Annotated in this window: 15 protein-coding genes; 10 read left to right on the top strand and 5 right to left on the bottom strand. The window is 57.5% G+C overall.

Annotated features, from left to right (window positions below; translation table 11 throughout):
- Positions 1-523 precede the first annotated feature (523 nt).
- Positions 524-1,069, top strand: a complete 546-nt coding sequence (locus GWQ22_RS18810; RefSeq protein WP_275931260.1) for a hypothetical protein — start codon at positions 524-526, stop codon at positions 1,067-1,069.
- A gap of 273 nt (positions 1,070-1,342) precedes the next feature.
- Here GWQ22_RS18810 and GWQ22_RS18805 read toward each other — a convergent pair whose 3' ends face one another.
- Positions 1,343-2,176, bottom strand: a complete 834-nt coding sequence (locus tag GWQ22_RS18805; RefSeq protein WP_275931259.1) for a DUF1194 domain-containing protein — start codon at positions 2,174-2,176, stop codon at positions 1,343-1,345.
- A gap of 137 nt (positions 2,177-2,313) precedes the next feature.
- Between GWQ22_RS18805 and GWQ22_RS18800 the strand changes: the two genes are divergently transcribed.
- From GWQ22_RS18800 to GWQ22_RS18785, 4 genes are read left to right on the top strand one after another with little or no spacing between them, the layout of a single operon-like run.
- The gene (locus GWQ22_RS18800; protein ID WP_275931258.1) at positions 2,314-3,081 is read left to right on the top strand and encodes a hypothetical protein; all 768 of its coding nucleotides are present in this window, start codon (positions 2,314-2,316) and stop codon (positions 3,079-3,081) included.
- Entirely contained in the window at positions 3,074-3,226 is a 153-nt protein-coding gene (locus GWQ22_RS18795; RefSeq protein ID WP_275931257.1) for a hypothetical protein, read from the top strand. Before GWQ22_RS18800 ends, GWQ22_RS18795 begins: the two co-directional genes overlap by 8 nt.
- Positions 3,219-3,371, top strand: coding sequence for a hypothetical protein (locus tag GWQ22_RS18790; protein WP_275931256.1), 153 nt, complete (start codon positions 3,219-3,221; stop codon positions 3,369-3,371). The genes GWQ22_RS18795 and GWQ22_RS18790 overlap by 8 nt, the downstream gene beginning before the upstream one ends.
- Positions 3,355-3,804 carry a hypothetical protein gene (locus tag GWQ22_RS18785; RefSeq protein WP_275931255.1) on the top strand — a complete coding sequence of 150 codons (450 nt, stop codon included), beginning with the start codon at positions 3,355-3,357 and terminating at the stop codon, positions 3,802-3,804. Before GWQ22_RS18790 ends, GWQ22_RS18785 begins: the two co-directional genes overlap by 17 nt.
- On the opposite strand, the gene GWQ22_RS18780 is transcribed toward GWQ22_RS18785, so the two are convergent.
- The 4 genes from GWQ22_RS18780 to GWQ22_RS18765 all read right to left on the bottom strand — a co-directional run bounded on the left by GWQ22_RS18780 (position 3,782) and on the right by GWQ22_RS18765 (position 8,809).
- Complete coding sequence (locus GWQ22_RS18780; protein ID WP_275931254.1) at positions 3,782-4,195, bottom strand: hypothetical protein; 414 nt, start codon at positions 4,193-4,195, stop codon at positions 3,782-3,784. The genes GWQ22_RS18785 and GWQ22_RS18780 overlap by 23 nt on opposite strands.
- Positions 4,196-4,269: 74 nt before the next feature.
- Positions 4,270-6,762 carry a hypothetical protein gene (locus tag GWQ22_RS18775; protein ID WP_345893646.1) on the bottom strand — a complete coding sequence of 831 codons (2,493 nt, stop codon included), beginning with the start codon at positions 6,760-6,762 and terminating at the stop codon, positions 4,270-4,272.
- Positions 6,763-6,845: 83 nt separating this feature from the next.
- Positions 6,846-8,045: a glycosyltransferase gene (locus tag GWQ22_RS18770; protein ID WP_275931252.1), complete on the bottom strand. Its 1,200-nt coding sequence runs from the start codon at positions 8,043-8,045 to the stop codon at positions 6,846-6,848.
- Positions 8,042-8,809 carry an acyltransferase gene (locus tag GWQ22_RS18765; RefSeq protein ID WP_212514925.1) on the bottom strand — a complete coding sequence of 256 codons (768 nt, stop codon included), beginning with the start codon at positions 8,807-8,809 and terminating at the stop codon, positions 8,042-8,044. The genes GWQ22_RS18770 and GWQ22_RS18765 overlap by 4 nt, the downstream gene beginning before the upstream one ends.
- Positions 8,810-9,111: 302 nt before the next feature.
- Here GWQ22_RS18765 and GWQ22_RS18760 point away from each other — a divergent pair, with 302 nt between their 5' ends.
- The 5 genes from GWQ22_RS18760 to GWQ22_RS18740 all read left to right on the top strand — a co-directional run bounded on the left by GWQ22_RS18760 (position 9,112) and on the right by GWQ22_RS18740 (position 15,191).
- On the top strand, positions 9,112-10,431 hold the full coding sequence (locus tag GWQ22_RS18760; RefSeq protein ID WP_042034149.1) for an oligosaccharide flippase family protein: 1,320 nt from the start codon (positions 9,112-9,114) through the stop codon (positions 10,429-10,431).
- Positions 10,419-11,792, top strand: coding sequence for an O-antigen ligase family protein (locus GWQ22_RS18755; RefSeq protein ID WP_275931251.1), 1,374 nt, complete (start codon positions 10,419-10,421; stop codon positions 11,790-11,792). The genes GWQ22_RS18760 and GWQ22_RS18755 overlap by 13 nt, the downstream gene beginning before the upstream one ends.
- A complete protein-coding gene (locus tag GWQ22_RS18750) occupies positions 11,792-13,039 on the top strand; it encodes a glycosyltransferase family 4 protein (RefSeq protein ID WP_212514922.1) in 1,248 nt (415 codons plus the stop codon). The genes GWQ22_RS18755 and GWQ22_RS18750 overlap by 1 nt, the downstream gene beginning before the upstream one ends.
- 15 nt (positions 13,040-13,054) lie before the next feature.
- Complete coding sequence (locus GWQ22_RS18745; RefSeq protein ID WP_275931250.1) at positions 13,055-14,179, top strand: glycosyltransferase family 4 protein; 1,125 nt, start codon at positions 13,055-13,057, stop codon at positions 14,177-14,179.
- A gap of 541 nt (positions 14,180-14,720) precedes the next feature.
- Positions 14,721-15,191, top strand: a complete 471-nt coding sequence (locus GWQ22_RS18740; protein WP_042034152.1) for a hypothetical protein — start codon at positions 14,721-14,723, stop codon at positions 15,189-15,191.
- Positions 15,192-15,617 lie beyond the last annotated feature (426 nt).

Here is a 15,617-nt window from a genome sequence, read left to right as displayed (position 1 = left end):
ATCTGGCGCTGCCAAAAATCAACGCGTTCTTGAGTGGTCATAGCGGAAATCCCAACGTAGATACGATGGGTTTCAGTGTGCCGAGGTGATCTCAGTAAAAACAGGTGCTGATTCAGGGGCGCTTACGTTCAAGTCAAGCTCGTAGGTTCGATTAGCCGGTAGGCGTAATCGGACGCTCGCGGTCACACTCTCAGCTCATGTGGCAAGTACGTCACCAAACGGTGACTTTTAATTCCTGTTCGATAGTGAGTTTTGGGTGGCGGAGACGTGGCAAGATGGGAGGGTTTTGGCGAGTTAAAAATACATATTACAGAAAGATCGCGAACGTCTGATTACGCTTCGCTAATCGAACCTACGGCCCTCGTTTTATAAAAAATGCTGACAGAGTGAAGTTGAACAACGTTTGACAGAAACCATCATAGGGGGAGTGCCAATACCAACTTAATTATAGTTTTTTGTGTTTAATTAAATGTGTTGTTGTTTGTTATATTGAATTGGCGTAGGTTTTTTTAGAGGGGGGGGCATGAGCAATGAAGTTAGTTCACTTTCACACAGAGTTATCTATTCAGGATGGGATTTTCAACAAGCATTATCTGCTGTGACTTTTCTAATACAAGAGTGTGAGTATGACAAGAAATACAGCCATATAGATCTTAGGCGATTTAGATGTTTTGAAACTACCTTAATTGTTTCATTTGCTCGGCCTTTCAAAGTGGGAAAAGGGCGAGAGGAATTAGACTTATCATTGATAGGGTTTGAATTCTCTACAGAGGAATTAGAACTGAAAAATAAGATTATAAGGTTAAGAGATAAAGTAGTAAGCCACTCTGATGAGGAGGAAATGGAGTATCTAACGTATTCCATTAAACCTTTTGATGACCATGACGTAAGAATGCCTATTGCGCGATTCAGAGAAGCTCTTTATCTGGAAGAAGATGAAATAAAAAAATTAGATAGTCTATTACAAAGACTTAACTATGCTTTGTCTATTTATCAATTTAAGATAGTCCAATTACATCCAGATGAATTCAACAAGAGAAAATCACCAACACCTAAAAAATCAAGCTGAAGTGACACAGTAGGCGGGACATCCTCTTGTGCCTAAGATAACGAAAAAATAATCAGAACAATATTTTCTTGCCAGATTTGCTAGTAACACAGGCATCTAATGAGGTAAATAAAATATCATGGCTGATAAGCCGATTCAGTCTTTGGCTATTGTTCTCTGATTGGGTACGTGCGGTATTCAAAGCAGATGTTGTAGAGCCCCAGCCGATAGCCATGATTACGCCAAAAAATCAGGGAGCCATGGCTCCCTAATCGCTGCACTCGGGGTGACGAACTAGCCGATGGCGGGCGCCAGCTGCCCGTTGGTGTGCTGCCGGCGCCTTTGATAGCGCCATGCCAGCAGCAGCGGCATGCCGAGCAACAGCTGGGCGGCCAGCGGGATCTCCTCGATGGGGGCGGCCAGCGCGCCTTCCGGAATGATGCCCCCTTCAATCTCGGCCGCCAGTTTGAGCTGCAGGGCACTGCCAAAGTCAGCGAAGGTAGTGGCGTTGATCACAAAGGCATCCTCACCGCCCGCCACGTTCTCCACATACCACTCTTGCAGCACCCCGTCGGGATAGTCCTGACCTATGGTGATGCCGTTGATGGTATCGATGCCGGAGGCGAGCAGTTGATCCCGCACGGTGGAGGTATCCAGCCCGTTGTTCTGGATCCCGTCTCCTGACACATCCATCACCTGCCGGGCGGCGGTGTAGTTGTTGGTGTCAAACTGCTGGGCACCAAAGGCCATCGCCGAACCGGGGGCCGTCATCCCCGCATAGGGGCGCACCAGGTTATCCAGCGTGGCGGCGAAGTTATTGATGGAGGTCATGTCGTAGAGATGAAACCAGTCGGTCATCGTTCTTTGTTGGTTGCTGCTACTCCACATCACCATCTGCACGGCGATGGACCCGAGTTTGCCACCACTGGTATCGAGGATGGCGCTCTGCACATCCTGGTTATAAAAGGCGTCCACATAGCCTTGTAACTGCAGATTGAATTCCGATGAAGTGACACTGCCAGACACATCCATCAGCAGTTGCAGTTCGGTATCGACTTGGGTCAAGGCGTATGCGGGGGAGGTCACCAGTACCATCCCTAGCAGCCCTGCCAACGGTTTGAGTTTCATCGCTCACTCCTTCTCCTTGGCGGTAGTGCCAGCAGGATGAATGAATAAAACGTGCCATCTTTGTTAACTGACCTGATCGGGACAGGCATGGAACTTGCGATACCAGATAAGACACGTGATAACGGGCAGGAGTAGCAATGGATATCCGTCCTTGGCAGTGGGCACCCAACTGGCTGCTGCTTGGCTTGGCCAATCAGTGGGGCATGGTGTGGCTCAATATGGGTCACTTTAACGTGCTGGTGGTGTTGCTGATTGCTATCTGGTGGCAAATTGCATCGCGGGTTGCGCCAAGCTGGCGCGTGCACCCGCTTGCGCTCGCCCTCTTTATCCTGCTGATCTTGATCCCCAGCGCCAGTTTCAAGGCGCTGGCTTGTCTGCTGCTGGTGGCCACACTGTGGCGCCGTCACCAGAGTGCCGATGAACGGGCTGTGTTGCAGATCGTGCTCGCCTTCACCGTGGCCGTGTTATGGGGGCAGCAGGTGTTTGCCCTGCTCTCCGGCCCTGTGCTGGCGCTCGATGCCTGGGGGGTTAGCCAGTGGTTGCAACTGCTGGGGTGGGAAACGCGCTGGGATGGCAATCGCATCGAGCGGTTGGGGGGTCATGCCCTGATCGTGCTCAAGGGGTGTTCCTCCTTTTCCCAGCTCTATCTGGTCGCCCTCTCCTGGCTTATCTCCAGCTGCTGGTTGGCGCCGGAACGTCCCTTATACCGGCAGTGGCCCATGTTGCTGCTGGTCTGCCTGCTCTATATCGGGGCCAATCAGTTACGGCTGGTGCTGATGAGCCTGGATCTGCGCTGGTATGGCTGGCTGCACACCGGCAGTTTGGCCCAGCTCTATCAGTGGGCCATCATGTTGCTGGTGATGACCATTCTGTTTATGCGGGGGCGCCATGGTGGGAATGTCTAGGGGATGCCTGTTGCTGGTGGCGCTGACCAGTGCCGCCGCCGGTGTTGGGGCCATGAGATGGCGCTATCAGACACGGGTGGTCAATGTGATGCGGCTGGTGATGACCATTCTGTTTATGCGGGGGCGCCATGGTGGGAATGTCTAGGGAATACCTGTTGCTGGTGGCGCTGGCCAGTGCCGCCGCCGGTGTTGGGGCCATGAGATGGCGCTATCAGACACGGGTGGTCAATGTGATGCGGCTGGTGCTGGCCATTCTGTTTATGAGGGGGCGCTATGGCGGGAATGTCTAGGGGATACCTGCTGCTGTTGCTGGTGGCGCTGGCCAGTGCTGCGGCCATGGGGTGGCGCTATCAGAACCGGGTGGTCAATGAAGGGGCCAAACCCATGCTGATGGAGCTGGCCCAGCTGGGATGGCGGATGCGAGCAGCCACGCCGGTATTGGGTGGCACTTATGTCAGCTATCAGCTGGTGCATCCCCAATGTGACGGGACGCTGCAGGCCATGCTGGTGGCGCCGGATCGCGAGGCGATGTCAGTGACGCTGGCGGGAGAGGGGATGAGTCAGGGGGTGATGTTTTTAGGCCAGCTTCACCAGAGCCCGCCGCTGCTCTCATACCGCCTCACTCAGGGCTGGCGTAAATTGTGGGGGCTGACCCCCTATCCCCTCTATCGCGTCGCCTTGCCGACGGCTTGCCTCGTGCTCATTGCGCCGCCGATGGCATGACTGGCGCCTGTTCATCGCTCGGCAGAATGCGGATCAGCAAGGTGTTGGGTGCCAGCATGGGGTCATAACGGGGTTCCAGTTCAATGGCGCGAGAGGCCAGCAAGTGGGTCAGGGCCGTCAGCCGTACGCTCGCTATCCGCGCACTTTCCAGCATGTCTGTTTGCAGTCCGGGGCCGCTCACCAGGGCGATCCGGGCCGGATCCTTGAGTCCCAGAAACTGATGCAACTGCTGCTCCTGATCAGCCTGCAGCAGGGTCTGCTCTTGCTGGTACTGCAGCTGCAACTGGGGCTGTTCGGCCAACTGCTGATCCCGCAACTGGTTGAGGATGGGCATGGCCTCATTGACCGGCTCCTGACGGGCGCAACCGACGAGCATCAGCAGCGGCAGCATGAGGGGCAACCATCGGGGCAGTGGTCTGCCCCGACAGGTGCAACGTGGGATCTGGTTGGCCATACGCAGTCACTTCAGGAAGATGAGTTGGCACCAGTTTGCAATGTTTTCAATCGCTTGGCTAGCTGTTCAATCTCCTGGCGCCACTGTATCCAGGTTCTGGCTGGCAACTGCTCGGCCAGTTGCCAGCGGCTTGGCACCTGATCGCGCAGACGCTGTAGCAGCAGGGCGGCATCGACCTGGTAACGGGCTTCCTGCTCGAGCCAGGCAAGCCAGCGCAGATCCTCGATGGCTTGCTGAAGCAGCAGAAGGTCATGGGAGAGACGATGGGCTTCGCAGGCTTGCGGACCCAGCAACATAAAGTCGCTCTCCCGTCCGTCGGTGGGGTCATAAGGCAGGGCGGTGGGCATGCGGCCATGCCACTGCAGATAGCCCTCAGCCCCGCTTTGCCAGAGGTAAAAACCGGCGGCTCTCGGGGTGCCCAGGTTGTAGAACCAGGGGGTGGCCCCGGCGGCCCTGACCCGCGCCACATCGACCTTGTCGGCACCAAAGCCTGCGTTGATCAGGGCAATCTCCACTTCTGCCAACAGTGCAACCTGACCGGGGTGGTTGAAGTGGCCAGCCCGGATCACCGCCGGATCCCGGCGCTTCATCTCCCGGGCCATCGCAGTGATGGCGGGCAGGGTGGCGAGATCCGGCTCATCAAACAGGCTCCAGGCCAAGGGTGGCAAACCGCTGGCAGTCAGTGCCTGTTGCCGCCTCTGCCACTGATCGAGTTGGCTGGCAGGATCGCCTCCCCAGCGTTTGAGCGGGGTATAGGCAAGCAGAGGGGGAATAAAGCCAAGTCCGGCGGCTTCTCCCATGATGTCACGCATGCCCGCCTCATCCTGTGGCAGGGCCGGGGAGAGCCCGCTAATCCCGAGCCGGGCGAGCCGCTCCAGATCGCAGCGACTCGCCGCGGCAAGCTGTTGTTGCAAGGGCTTGGGATCCGGCGTGAGCCAGCTTAGGTAGGGGGGCGCTTCGACGTAGATGCCGACCGGTTTACTGGCCGCAGGCAGGGTCAGCGGCAGTACCTCGATCGTCAGTGGCAACTGCACCAGTTGCTGTTGGCTGAGCAGCTGAATATTGCCCTGATAGCGACCCGCAGGGGCGCTGCGGGGGATGGTCACGTGCAGCACCAGACGCCGTGGCACCCCTGCCTGCAGGGTGAGCCCGGCCACCCCCTCGACCAGCTCCTGATCCGAGGGGGCCAGCAGGGTGCCGCTCGCCTGGGGGCGAACCAGATGCCACTGACTGTAATAGGGGGTCAGCGCCAGCCGTGTGCCTGCTGTCTCGGGCGGCGTGATCACCAGCAAGGGTGCAGGATCATCCGTCGCCGCGTGGATGGCAAATTCAAGCAGCAGCTGGCTGCCACGGGCGGCCAGCACAGGTTGTGAGGCTTGTTGCAATGCGTGGGCGGGCGACGTTGGTGTGATCTGGAGGGTCAGGGCAGCATCCGGGATCGGCGTGAGGCTGAGCTTCTCCGGGATTGGTGCTGGCCGAGAGGGGGCCAGCGTCCACTTTTCCAAAAACAGCTGGCGCTGTTTGGCCAGCACCCGGGCGGTGGCATTGGCCAGCATGACGTGGCGCGGGTGACCCGCCACGACCGGGGTGTCGGCCAGGCCGGTGGGCGCCGGATAGGGGGCGAGCAGCACACCCGCCAGGTATTTTGCATCCGGTGAGTGGCCCACCAGGGTAATGGTGAGCGGGCCGCCGGGGTGGTTCAGGGTGACATGGACGGGCCCCCCCTGAGGTGCGCCAAGCAGCAGCCAGGGATCCGGGTTTGGCAGTGCCTCGCGGGACTGCCCTGCGAGGTAGCGCTGGCGCAGCCACTCTTGCGGTTGCCACTGCTCGGCCCAGATGGGCTCATCATTGACCAGTACACTGCGCTCGAAGGGGTGGGGCAGGTATTCCCACTCGCCGGGATCATCCAGCCAGAGGGTGAGCTGGTAGCGGCCCTTGGCCACCTCCAGTCGCACCCCGTCCAGATTGCGCAGGCCATCGCGGATCAGGGCATCGCCGGAGGGGCGCAGTATGGGGGTGGGGTGGCCAAGCAGACGGGGATCGCCCGGAGCCAGGGTTTCAAAACCGGTAAAACGGGGGGCATCGGCCGCCCCCAGATCGAGGGCAACCGTGCCGGTGGGCAGTGTTAATCCTGGCTCCCAGTACCAACGGTGAATTGTTAGCTGAGGCGCCCCGTCGGCCATAAAAAGATAGAGTTTGGTCAGCTTGTCGAGGGCCAGGGCTCTGGGCTGGGCGGTGCGCCAGTCGCTCAGGGCGAAGCGCAGGGTGAAAGGACCGGGGGCAATGGCCCGCTCCAGATTGACCCGGCTGCGATAGTTGACTGACGCCGCGTCATCGGCCCGCAGGATGAGCGTCTGGGTCTGCGAATAGGGATTATGCCCTTCGATCACCAGTTCATCATCTCCACCGACGGGCCAGGGGACTGTGCCGAAGGTGAGGCGCTGGGGCGTCTTGTCGCCAGTCAGTGGCAATGGGACAAGCCCCGCCAGATGGCTCGCTGCCATCACAGGCTCCCCGCCGATGAGGAACAGTGCCAGCAGTAGCCAAGGGATCCATGGCAAGCGAGTTCGCATTCCCGCCCCTCCTGTCATATCAATGCTGCCAGCCAGGTTTTCAGTTCATCGACCTTATGATCCCAGCTTTGTGTTGCCACGGTCTGCTGACGGGCATGGTATCCCTGGGAGTGGGTCAGCGTCTCCCACTCATGGCGCTGGAACCAGTCCGGACCGTGTTCATCAAAGGCGGCGCGGTTGATTGCCTGGGCAAGATTGTCACCGGGGCGGGGCAAGTGCACCAGCTCCCGATAATCATCGAGCGCCGGAAAGTCGGTGCTGACGATGGGCCGCCCTACCGCCAGATACTCCCGCAGCTTGAGGGGGTTGCAGGCACGGATCTGGGCGTTGTCGACGAAGGGGAGCAGGCTAACCTGCCAGTGTTGGGCATAGGCGGCCAGGGTGTGGTGAGGTCTGGGCCCGAGCAGGTGAATATTGGGTATTCCCACCAAGGCGCTGAGGTCGGTCTTTTGCGGCCCTATCAGCACTAAGTCCCAGTGGGGTAGGGCGCGGGCTGTCTCTGCTAACAGAGGGATGTCGATCCAGTCACTCAGACTGCCGTAAAAACCGGCGATGGGGCGTCCACTTGGCAGATCCGTCGGGCGCGGTTGGGGCGGCATAAAGAGATCGAGATCGACCCCGTGGCTCAGCAGTCGAGTCTTGTGGGGAGGAAAGCGGCTGGCCAGCGCCGGGCTGGCGGCCAGGATGAGATCCGCTTTTTCAACCAGTCTGGCCTCACAACGGGCAATGGCATCATGATCGACGCCTGCCAGTGCCGAGAAGTCATCGCCGCAGTAATAGATCACCGCGCGCTCGCCGAGCTTGCCGACCAGATCCACGGCACTGGGCAGCGAGATCCAGAGTAGAGGACGGTCAAGATTGGGCAATTGGCGGCGGATCTGGGCGGCAAGCCAGTGACCGTTTATTCTGCCCGCCAGGCGGCTACCGGGCAGGGGCAGCGCCAGCGGAGGCAGCACCTTGGGGCGTGGTTGCGCCTGGTGTGACTGTACCGCCTCTTCCCGCTTGGCCGAGAGACCTAGCACGGCCCCCAGCTTGCGCCCTAGGCGGCCAAGATCGTGCAGATTGAAGCGGGGGCGGCGCATGCCGATGGAGTTGACCCAGAGCACCTGATAGTCCGGCAGCAGGCGCTTGATCATATGCTGGGTGCTGGAGGGGTGCAGGCCCCAATCTTCGCCTAGAACCACCAGTTGTGGCTGTGCTGTCGGTTGCATCATGTCCGGTTCTCCTCTGTGAGAGTGGGGGCCGCGAGGATGTCGTGGCTATCTTGAGTGTCGAGAGGGCGTAGTACCCGAGCTGGTACCCCGGCGGCCAGCACTCCGGCAGGTAGATTGTGGGTCACTATGCTGCCTGCGGCGACCACAGTGCCCGCTCCAATGGTGACACCCGCCATCACCATCACACCGGTACCGAGCCAGACATCTTGCTCCAGGACGATGTCGCCCACCTGCTCGTCCTGATCAGGCAGGCCCTGGGCCCGGGCCCGAGCGTCCAGCGGGTGACCCGGGTAACCTGCAAGAAAGGCACGCCCGGCGATCCGTACGTTATCCCCCAATACCACCTTGCTACCCACCGCAATGGTGGTCTGCCAACCGATACCGACATTGTTGCCGATCGTCAGTTGCGGATCCTTGCTCGACGGGCGGCCGCTGATGGTCATGGCGGCACTGAGGCGGCAGTCGGAGCCGACTTGGATTGACACGGGCCCGCTGATAAAGGGGATGCCGCCATAAAGATAGAGGCGGGGGGCGGGCGCTTTCAGGCGTGACTGGAACAGCGGTGTCCACCAAAAGGTACGGGTCAGGGTCGAGAGGCTCTGGCTGCCCAACTTGTAGAGGCGATAAAGCAGGCGATGAAGAGGAGGAACCAGTGGAAAGGACCAGCTGCGTGCGCCCTTGGCGAACCGCCATACAAAGCGGGCTTGCGCCGACTCGCCCTGTTTGGCCCACGCTTTCATCCGGTACATGCTGATGCTGTTCATTGTGTCGTCTCCTTATTCTCATCTGCCGTTTGGCCGACCTGTCAGGGACTAGCATGGATCGCGCCAATCGGGCGCGTCCTGCAGATGAGGGGCTGATGGTGGTGGGCGTGGCAGGGGGATATGCAAATTGCGCTATCCGTGCTGCAAAACGCAAATAACAGTCTCATTTTGGACCTAATATGCTTTGCTGTGAGTGTAGGATTCAGGGAAACAGGGGATTATCGTCATATATGCTGTCTGGCGTGCCCTTTGCATCGGCGGTACATGACCCAGGGCGTGTTGCCTGGTGGCTGGGAGGCCCTATGAAACTTGGTGTGAACCAGATAGCCATGCTCTATTACGCGGTCGGATTACTGCTGATGAAGGGCATTTCCCTGCTGATGCTGCCGGTGCTGACCCATCAGTTGCTGCCTCGCGAGTATGGCCAGCTGGAGGTGTTGCTGACCATCATCAATCTGGGCTCACTCATTCTCGGCTTCGGTCTGGTGGACGCCCTCTACCGCTTCGCTGGCATGGCACAGAACGACGCCGAACGTAAACAAGTGGTGGCGCGGGTGTTTGGCCTGGTATGGGTCATTGCGCTGGCCAGTCTGGTGGTGCTCTGGTTGCTGGCCCCGCAGGTACAGCGGCTGCTGCCGGCGGAGACCCGCTTGGCGGATGTGCGCTGGGTGCTCAGTGCCCTGCCGTTCGAGGGGGTGATCGGGGTGCCGCTGGCGTGGCTGCGGATGCGTAATCAGGCCCGCCTTTTCTTTGTGGTCACGGCTGGCAAGGCTGTGATCCAGTCCCTGCTGACGGGCTGGTGGCTCTGGTTGGGCTGGGGTGTGAGCGGGGTGCTTGCCTCCGGCACCCTGACCTGCATAGCATTGGCTCTGCTGCTCAGCCTGTGGCAGTGGCGAGATAGCGGGATCCGCTTTGACTGGCAATCCTATCGTCCCCTGATGCGTTACGGTATGCCACTGGTGGTGAGCGGGCTGGCTGGCTTTGCTCTGAGCGGGCTGGATCGCTGGTTGCTGGCAGATGTGGTTGGCGAGACTCTGCTGGCCTACTATGCGGTGGCCGGCAAGCTGGCGCTGGCGGTGGGGCTCTTGCTGCAGCCCTTTGCCCTCTGGTGGTATCCCCGCCGCTTCATGCTGCTCAAGGAACCGGATGGCTTGCGCCTCAATGCGCACTACAGCGTGTTGGGGTCGGTGTTGGGTTTTGCCACTGCCGGGGTGGTCGGTCTCACGGCTCCCTTGCTCATTCACTGGCTCACTCCGCAGAGCTATCACGGGGCCATCGCTTATATCCCGTTGTTAGTGTTGGGAATGGCGGTGCGCAATGTTTCCGATCTGCTCAATGTCGGTTGCTTCAGCGGCGAGGAGAGTAAGGCGCAAATGTTCATCAATCTGGGCTGCAGTGCGCTTGGCGTGGCTGGCTTTTTGCTCACAATCCCGCAGTTCGGGGTGGGCGGGGTGATCTGGACCCTGCTGTTGGTCTACATGGTGCGGGCGTTGGCCTTCTATCTGGTGAGCCAGCGGTTGCTGCCGTTGCCATATCGCCTCTCTATGCTTTGGGCGAGTAGCGCTGGGTCGTTGGCCATGATGTGGCTGGGTCAGTGGTGGGCAGGGCAATGGGTCGCCTGAGCCATGCACTGTGGGGGCTAGCCGTCAGCCTGCTGGTGGCTGGGCTCTGGTGGCGTCTGCCTCATCCCCTGCTGATGCCGGTGATTGGCCTGGCTATCCCTGCTATCTGGTTCGCCCTGCGTTGGCCATTTTTGATGGTGCTGGGGTTTGTCACCTTCTCTTTCTTTCGTCTGCATGAGGTGTTTCCCCAGCTCTATCCCCTCAAGATACCGCTGCTGTTCTCGCTGGCCGCCATTGGCGCCCTGGTCTGGCACATTTTGCTGACCGGGCGGATCAAACCCTACTGGAGCCAGCCCCTGAGCTGGTTGACGGCCTTCTTTGTGATGGTGTCTATCGGTGTACTGTTCGCCAGCAACCGGGGCGAGGCGATTGCCACCTGGACTGGCAGTTACAGCAAGATCTACCTGATGACTCTGGCGACCGCCTGGCTGGTGCGCACCCCGGGGGATTTTGCCCTGGCCGTGAGGGTGTTCGTGGTGGCGGGCTGTCTGGTGGCGCTGGTGGCACTCTCCAACAAGGCGAGCGGGATCGGGCTGGTGGAGGAAACCCGGGTGACCATTGGCCGCGAGCTTGGCTCTGTGCTGGGGGATCCTAACGATCTGGCGCTGGTGTTGCTCTTTCCTGCCGGTTTCTCGCTCAGCTTGCTGCTCAATCAGGGTAACGGCGTGGCAGGGCGGGCCCTTGGGGCGCTGGGGTTCGTGCTGGTGGCCGCCGCCATTATTGCCACTCAAAGCCGGGGGGGCTTGCTGGGCATTTGTGCGGTCTGTGGCCTGTTTGCCTGGCAGCGGGTGAAGTCTAAAACCGTGCTGATCCTCTGTGGTTCCCTGGCGTTGCTGGTGCTGTTTGCCGCCGCAGGGATCAGTGATAGGGCATCTGGTGGTGCGGCCGAGAGTGGGGTCGATGCCTCCGCCATGGGGCGGATCTACGCCTGGCAAGCTGCCTGGGGCATGGCGTTAGGCCATCCGCTGGTGGGGGTGGGGCTTTCCAACTTCTATTACAACTACTTTTTCTACAGTCCCCACTGGGATGGCCTCAACCATGCAGTGCACTCCACCTGGTTCGGGGTACTGGCGGAAACCGGATTTGTCGGCCTGGCGCTGTTTATTGGTATGGTCACAGTGACGCTGCGCAGTTGTTGGCGTTGTCAGCTTGCTGGCATGCCTCCTGCAGTGATCACTGCCATGCAGGGTGTGATGGCCAGCATGGTGGGATTTGTTATTTCGGGGTCCTTCCTGACCCAAGGGTTTACCTGGCCCATCTATCTGGAGCTGGCATTGGCTGTCGCCGCCATCAAATACGTCCAACAGGCCAGGGAAGCGGCCGCTGTGGTACAGGACACAAACGACAAGGGAGCAGGATAATGAGTGCAACCCCCATTTTGCTGGTTCACTACGGTGAGGACTGGATCCGCGGCAGCGAACGCTGCCTGCTGGATCTGCTGGCTCACCTCGATCGCAGCCGTTTTGCGCCTCTGCTCTGGTGCAACAGCCAGAGGTTGGCGGATGAAGCGGCCCGCCTCGGGGTGAACACTGTGGTTGAGCCCTTTACTCTGCTGCTCGGGTGGCAGGCTCCCCGTTTCGATTTGGCCGCTCATCGGGCTTTGTGCCAACGGGCGAGGGCGCTGATAGGTGAACATGGTGTCACGTTGGTACACGCCAACAGCGCCGCCCCCTGCCAGTGGTTGGCCGGGGTGTGCCGGGAGATGGCCGTGCCACTGGTGTGCCATCTGCATGCCCGTTATCAACCCAGAGACAGGTTCACCTTACGGGTACACGAAGCCAATGTACTGATCGGGGTGAGCCAGCCGGTGCTGACCGCTTGGCGAGAGGATGGCTGCGAGCATGCTCGCCTGATCCACATTCCCAATGGCGTGGATGGTGAGCGTCTCAACAGTGGATCTCGCTGGCCTGTGCTCGACATGTTGGGGCTGCCCCCCGGGGGGCTGATTCTGGCCACGATAGGGTCGCTCATCAAACGAAAGGGGATCGATTTACTGATCCGCTCTCTGGCAGAACTCGTCAACTCAGGGGAAGAGGTACAACTTCTGGTGATTGGTAGCGGTCCTGAACGACTAGCCTTGGAGGCACTCGTGGTCGAGCTCGGGGTAGCGGAGCGGGTGCACTTTCTGGGCGAGCGTTCTGATAGCGCCGCTATTTTGCGGGGGGGAGTGGATCTCCTGGTGTCTGGTGCTCGCGAAGAGGTATTCGGTCTTACCTTGGCCGAGGCGGGCATGCTGGGGCTGCCGGTGAGTGCCTACCGGGTGGGGGGGATCCCTGAGGTGGTTGAACACGGGGTTAATGGGCTGCTGGCTGAACCGGGAGATTGGATCCAGATGGCTGGGCACTGGCAGAGGTTGAGCAACCCTTCGCTTCGATCTGCAATGGGTCATGCTGGGCAGCAACGTGCAGAGCGACTCTTCACTGTGGAGATTTATGTCGACAAGATAACAGAGGTATGGACTGACGCGCTGGCTGGGCGCTGGGCTAGTGCGAGTCAGTTTCCTTATCAACGGATGCTACGTTGGCTTGGGCGACGGCTTGCCGCTAGAGGACGAAGATTGTGGGTGAGGATGTTGGCTGGTATTGGCACCCGAAATTTATCAAATTGAGGGGGGAGCAAAAAGATGACAACACAGATGAAGACAGTGACAGGAAAGATTGTCGTGGTTGATCCCATCCCCTTTCGTGGTGGATCCAAGGTGGCGACTGAAGTATTACTCGACGAGTTAGCCAAACGTATGCCGGAGATGACATTTCATGTGCTGACTCAGGACCCGGCTTCCTGGGCTCATTGTCGACATCACAAGCTTTGGGTTCCCCCGTTCTTGAAAGGGCGGGAGTCAGGCTTGGGTTATCTGCTCAAGCAGGGGTGTCAGACCATGGCTATTCTGTGGCTGGCATGGCGTCTGGGGGCGGTCAAGTGCTTGCTGGCAGCATCAGGGCCCGGGGTCGATCTCTGCTGTTACTGGGCTGCCCGCTGGTTGCAGTGTCGGGTGGTGCAGATGATCCATGGGCCTGTGGGTTGCTCTGGCCTCTCAGCCAGAGCATTGCAGCGTGCGAATCTTGTATTTTATCTGGAAAGTACACGTCGCTCTTTGGAGGCGTTAATACTTAGGCTTGGCGAAACTGATTTTCCATCACATTGGAAGTCATTTATAAATGGTTTGAGTGACGTTGATTGGCCTACGACGACATCGGGAGGTGCTCGTATATTATGGGCAGCGTCCTTGCTGAAATGGAAGGGATTGGAAACAATATTGGCCGCCCATCAACAGATATCTAGCTGCCGTCCAGAGTTGATAGTTTGCTATCTTCAGCCAATGGGAACACGTCTGCCATGCAGTCAGCCCCAGCCCCAGTTGCCAGATACCCGCTGGTACTCAAGTCCTGATAATCTTGATGAGATAAGATCTCAATGTGGTATTTTTGTTTCTACTAGTCATCAAGAACCTTTTGGGCTCTCCATTCTGGAAGCGATGGCGGCAGGATTATGCGTGGTTATCCCAACTGATGGTGCCTGGTGGGATCAGCACCTGATTGATGGTGTGAACTGCTGTAAATATCATCCAAACGACTCTGATGATCTTGCTCGAGTATTGGTGGCACTGAATGCTATGCCAGATGTGGTCATTCGACTTGGGCGTAACGCTCAATTACATGCAACGACTCATTATAAAGCTGTTGATACGTATCAGGGTACAGCTGACCTGTGGGAAGCGCTGTTGCGAGAGGATAAATTAATTCTGTAGTGGCTTGGTCATTCCGGACACCATTTTAGGTGGTGATCCTGACCGACTGCAGTTCATCAAAAGGCAAACCAACATGGCAAGCTCGATGGTCTGCTTGAGAATCCCGCCAGAATGAAGACTGCCTTTGAGATGTGGCGCCTCAGGCGACCAAGAAGCAGCAAGCGGAGCAGGCCACTGTCACGGTCAATCGGCTGCGTGATACTAAAATCAATGCTTATCAGGCGATGAGTCTGTCGCAAGCCCGTTAATAGCCGTTTGTCCTATTCCTGCTGTTGCTGATAAAGGTGAGTTTACTTATGCTCTCATAAATATAACTTGCTGATTAATATACTAATCTCTTTGTATTTTTTTGGTAGTAGGCTCGCGCGTCATTATCTAGTGTTGAATGTGTCACTAGATGTTTGGGAGGGGCTAGGATAGCTTGTGAGTGCGCGATGATTATGATTGAGTTGTTCATTTTATTATAGCGGCACGGAGTATCATTATTTTCATCATCCATCATCCATCAGACGTTTCGACATTTATATAAGGCGCTCTAAAAATGGGAAAAAAAATCCTCAAGCTGACATTCCAAGGTCAAGACTTCGGCTATGTAAAAATGAACAAGGGACATGATGCTTTTTACGGAAATGGCTCTGAGAATGAAGCTGTTGAATTTGAACAGGTAAAATACAAAGACAGTAAAACACAGTTTTATTACAAGATCGCGGGCACAAAAGATAGCTATTTGGACTTTAGTCCAACTTCTTCCGTTATCAAAGTAACCAAGCCATGGTTAAGCGTTGATAGCTCCAGTATCTGTGCATGGGAGCTAATTGATGATGAGTTACATGTTATTTATTCTGGCCAGGATACAACTAAAGCGGTTAGTCGCAGCAAGGCAGACCCTATGTCAACTGCGCTCTACGCGAATAGCCTTATTGATGGGAATCATTGCACAGTAGCAATTTTGGAAGCCACTTCGATTTCGAAGAATGAAAAGAAAGATGAATTGCAACATGCTTTAGTGTAGGCCGGTAAATTATAGCGAGTCACTATAAGTGGCTCGTTTTTCTATTCAGTAAGGCTAATATTTTGAGGATAATGAAGCTTACTACTGCTACAGGTTGAATTTAACTCTGTTCAGCGTTAGCATCTCCCTACAGTCGGCCAGTGTTTTTATTGGCTAGCACTCCCCAATTCAAGCCCAGAACGGTTCGCCGTTCGGGGCTTTTCTTTTGCCCGAAAGCCGAGAACCCTGCGCGCCTGCCCGGCGGTACCGTGACAGTGAGAGGTATTGTGGCCATCGGCAAGAAGGCGTTTTACAGGGGAGGGGCTGACTCTTATACACAAATATTGTGAACTGATTGGCACTTTTCCCGATTTCCAGGATCTGATCTCCTATGTGACTCCCGAACATGGTAACGATCATGCTAACTTTTGCTCTTCATCGTGCGGC

The organism is Aeromonas sp. 1HA1 (genome assembly GCF_029237385.1).
GTDB lineage: Bacteria > Pseudomonadota > Gammaproteobacteria > Enterobacterales > Aeromonadaceae > Aeromonas > Aeromonas popoffii.
Note: the sequence above shows the minus strand (reverse complement) of the source record. Positions and strands in the feature narration are given on the sequence as shown.

Excerpts from the sequence above, each read along its gene's own strand:
- GWQ22_RS18795 (WP_275931257.1), top strand. The coding sequence starts at position 3,074 with ATGTCTAGGGGATGCCTGTTGCTGGTGGCGCTGACCAGTGCCGCCGCC.
- GWQ22_RS18785 (WP_275931255.1), top strand. The coding sequence starts at position 3,355 with ATGGCGGGAATGTCTAGGGGATACCTGCTGCTGTTGCTGGTGGCGCTG.
- GWQ22_RS18805 (WP_275931259.1), bottom strand. The coding sequence starts at position 2,176 with ATGAAACTCAAACCGTTGGCAGGGCTGCTAGGGATGGTACTGGTGACC.
- GWQ22_RS18780 (WP_275931254.1), bottom strand. The coding sequence starts at position 4,195 with ATGCTGCCGCTGCTGATGCTCGTCGGTTGCGCCCGTCAGGAGCCGGTC.
- GWQ22_RS18790 (WP_275931256.1), top strand. The coding sequence starts at position 3,219 with ATGTCTAGGGAATACCTGTTGCTGGTGGCGCTGGCCAGTGCCGCCGCC.
- GWQ22_RS18810 (WP_275931260.1), top strand. The coding sequence starts at position 524 with ATGAGCAATGAAGTTAGTTCACTTTCACACAGAGTTATCTATTCAGGA.
- GWQ22_RS18740 (WP_042034152.1), top strand. The coding sequence starts at position 14,721 with ATGGGAAAAAAAATCCTCAAGCTGACATTCCAAGGTCAAGACTTCGGC.
- GWQ22_RS18800 (WP_275931258.1), top strand. The coding sequence starts at position 2,314 with ATGGATATCCGTCCTTGGCAGTGGGCACCCAACTGGCTGCTGCTTGGC.
- GWQ22_RS18760 (WP_042034149.1), top strand. The coding sequence starts at position 9,112 with ATGAAACTTGGTGTGAACCAGATAGCCATGCTCTATTACGCGGTCGGA.
- GWQ22_RS18765 (WP_212514925.1), bottom strand. The coding sequence starts at position 8,809 with ATGAACAGCATCAGCATGTACCGGATGAAAGCGTGGGCCAAACAGGGC.
- GWQ22_RS18750 (WP_212514922.1), top strand. The coding sequence starts at position 11,792 with ATGAGTGCAACCCCCATTTTGCTGGTTCACTACGGTGAGGACTGGATC.
- GWQ22_RS18775 (WP_345893646.1), bottom strand. The coding sequence starts at position 6,762 with ATGGCAGCGAGCCATCTGGCGGGGCTTGTCCCATTGCCACTGACTGGC.
- GWQ22_RS18755 (WP_275931251.1), top strand. The coding sequence starts at position 10,419 with ATGGGTCGCCTGAGCCATGCACTGTGGGGGCTAGCCGTCAGCCTGCTG.
- GWQ22_RS18770 (WP_275931252.1), bottom strand. The coding sequence starts at position 8,045 with ATGATGCAACCGACAGCACAGCCACAACTGGTGGTTCTAGGCGAAGAT.
- GWQ22_RS18745 (WP_275931250.1), top strand. The coding sequence starts at position 13,055 with ATGACAACACAGATGAAGACAGTGACAGGAAAGATTGTCGTGGTTGAT.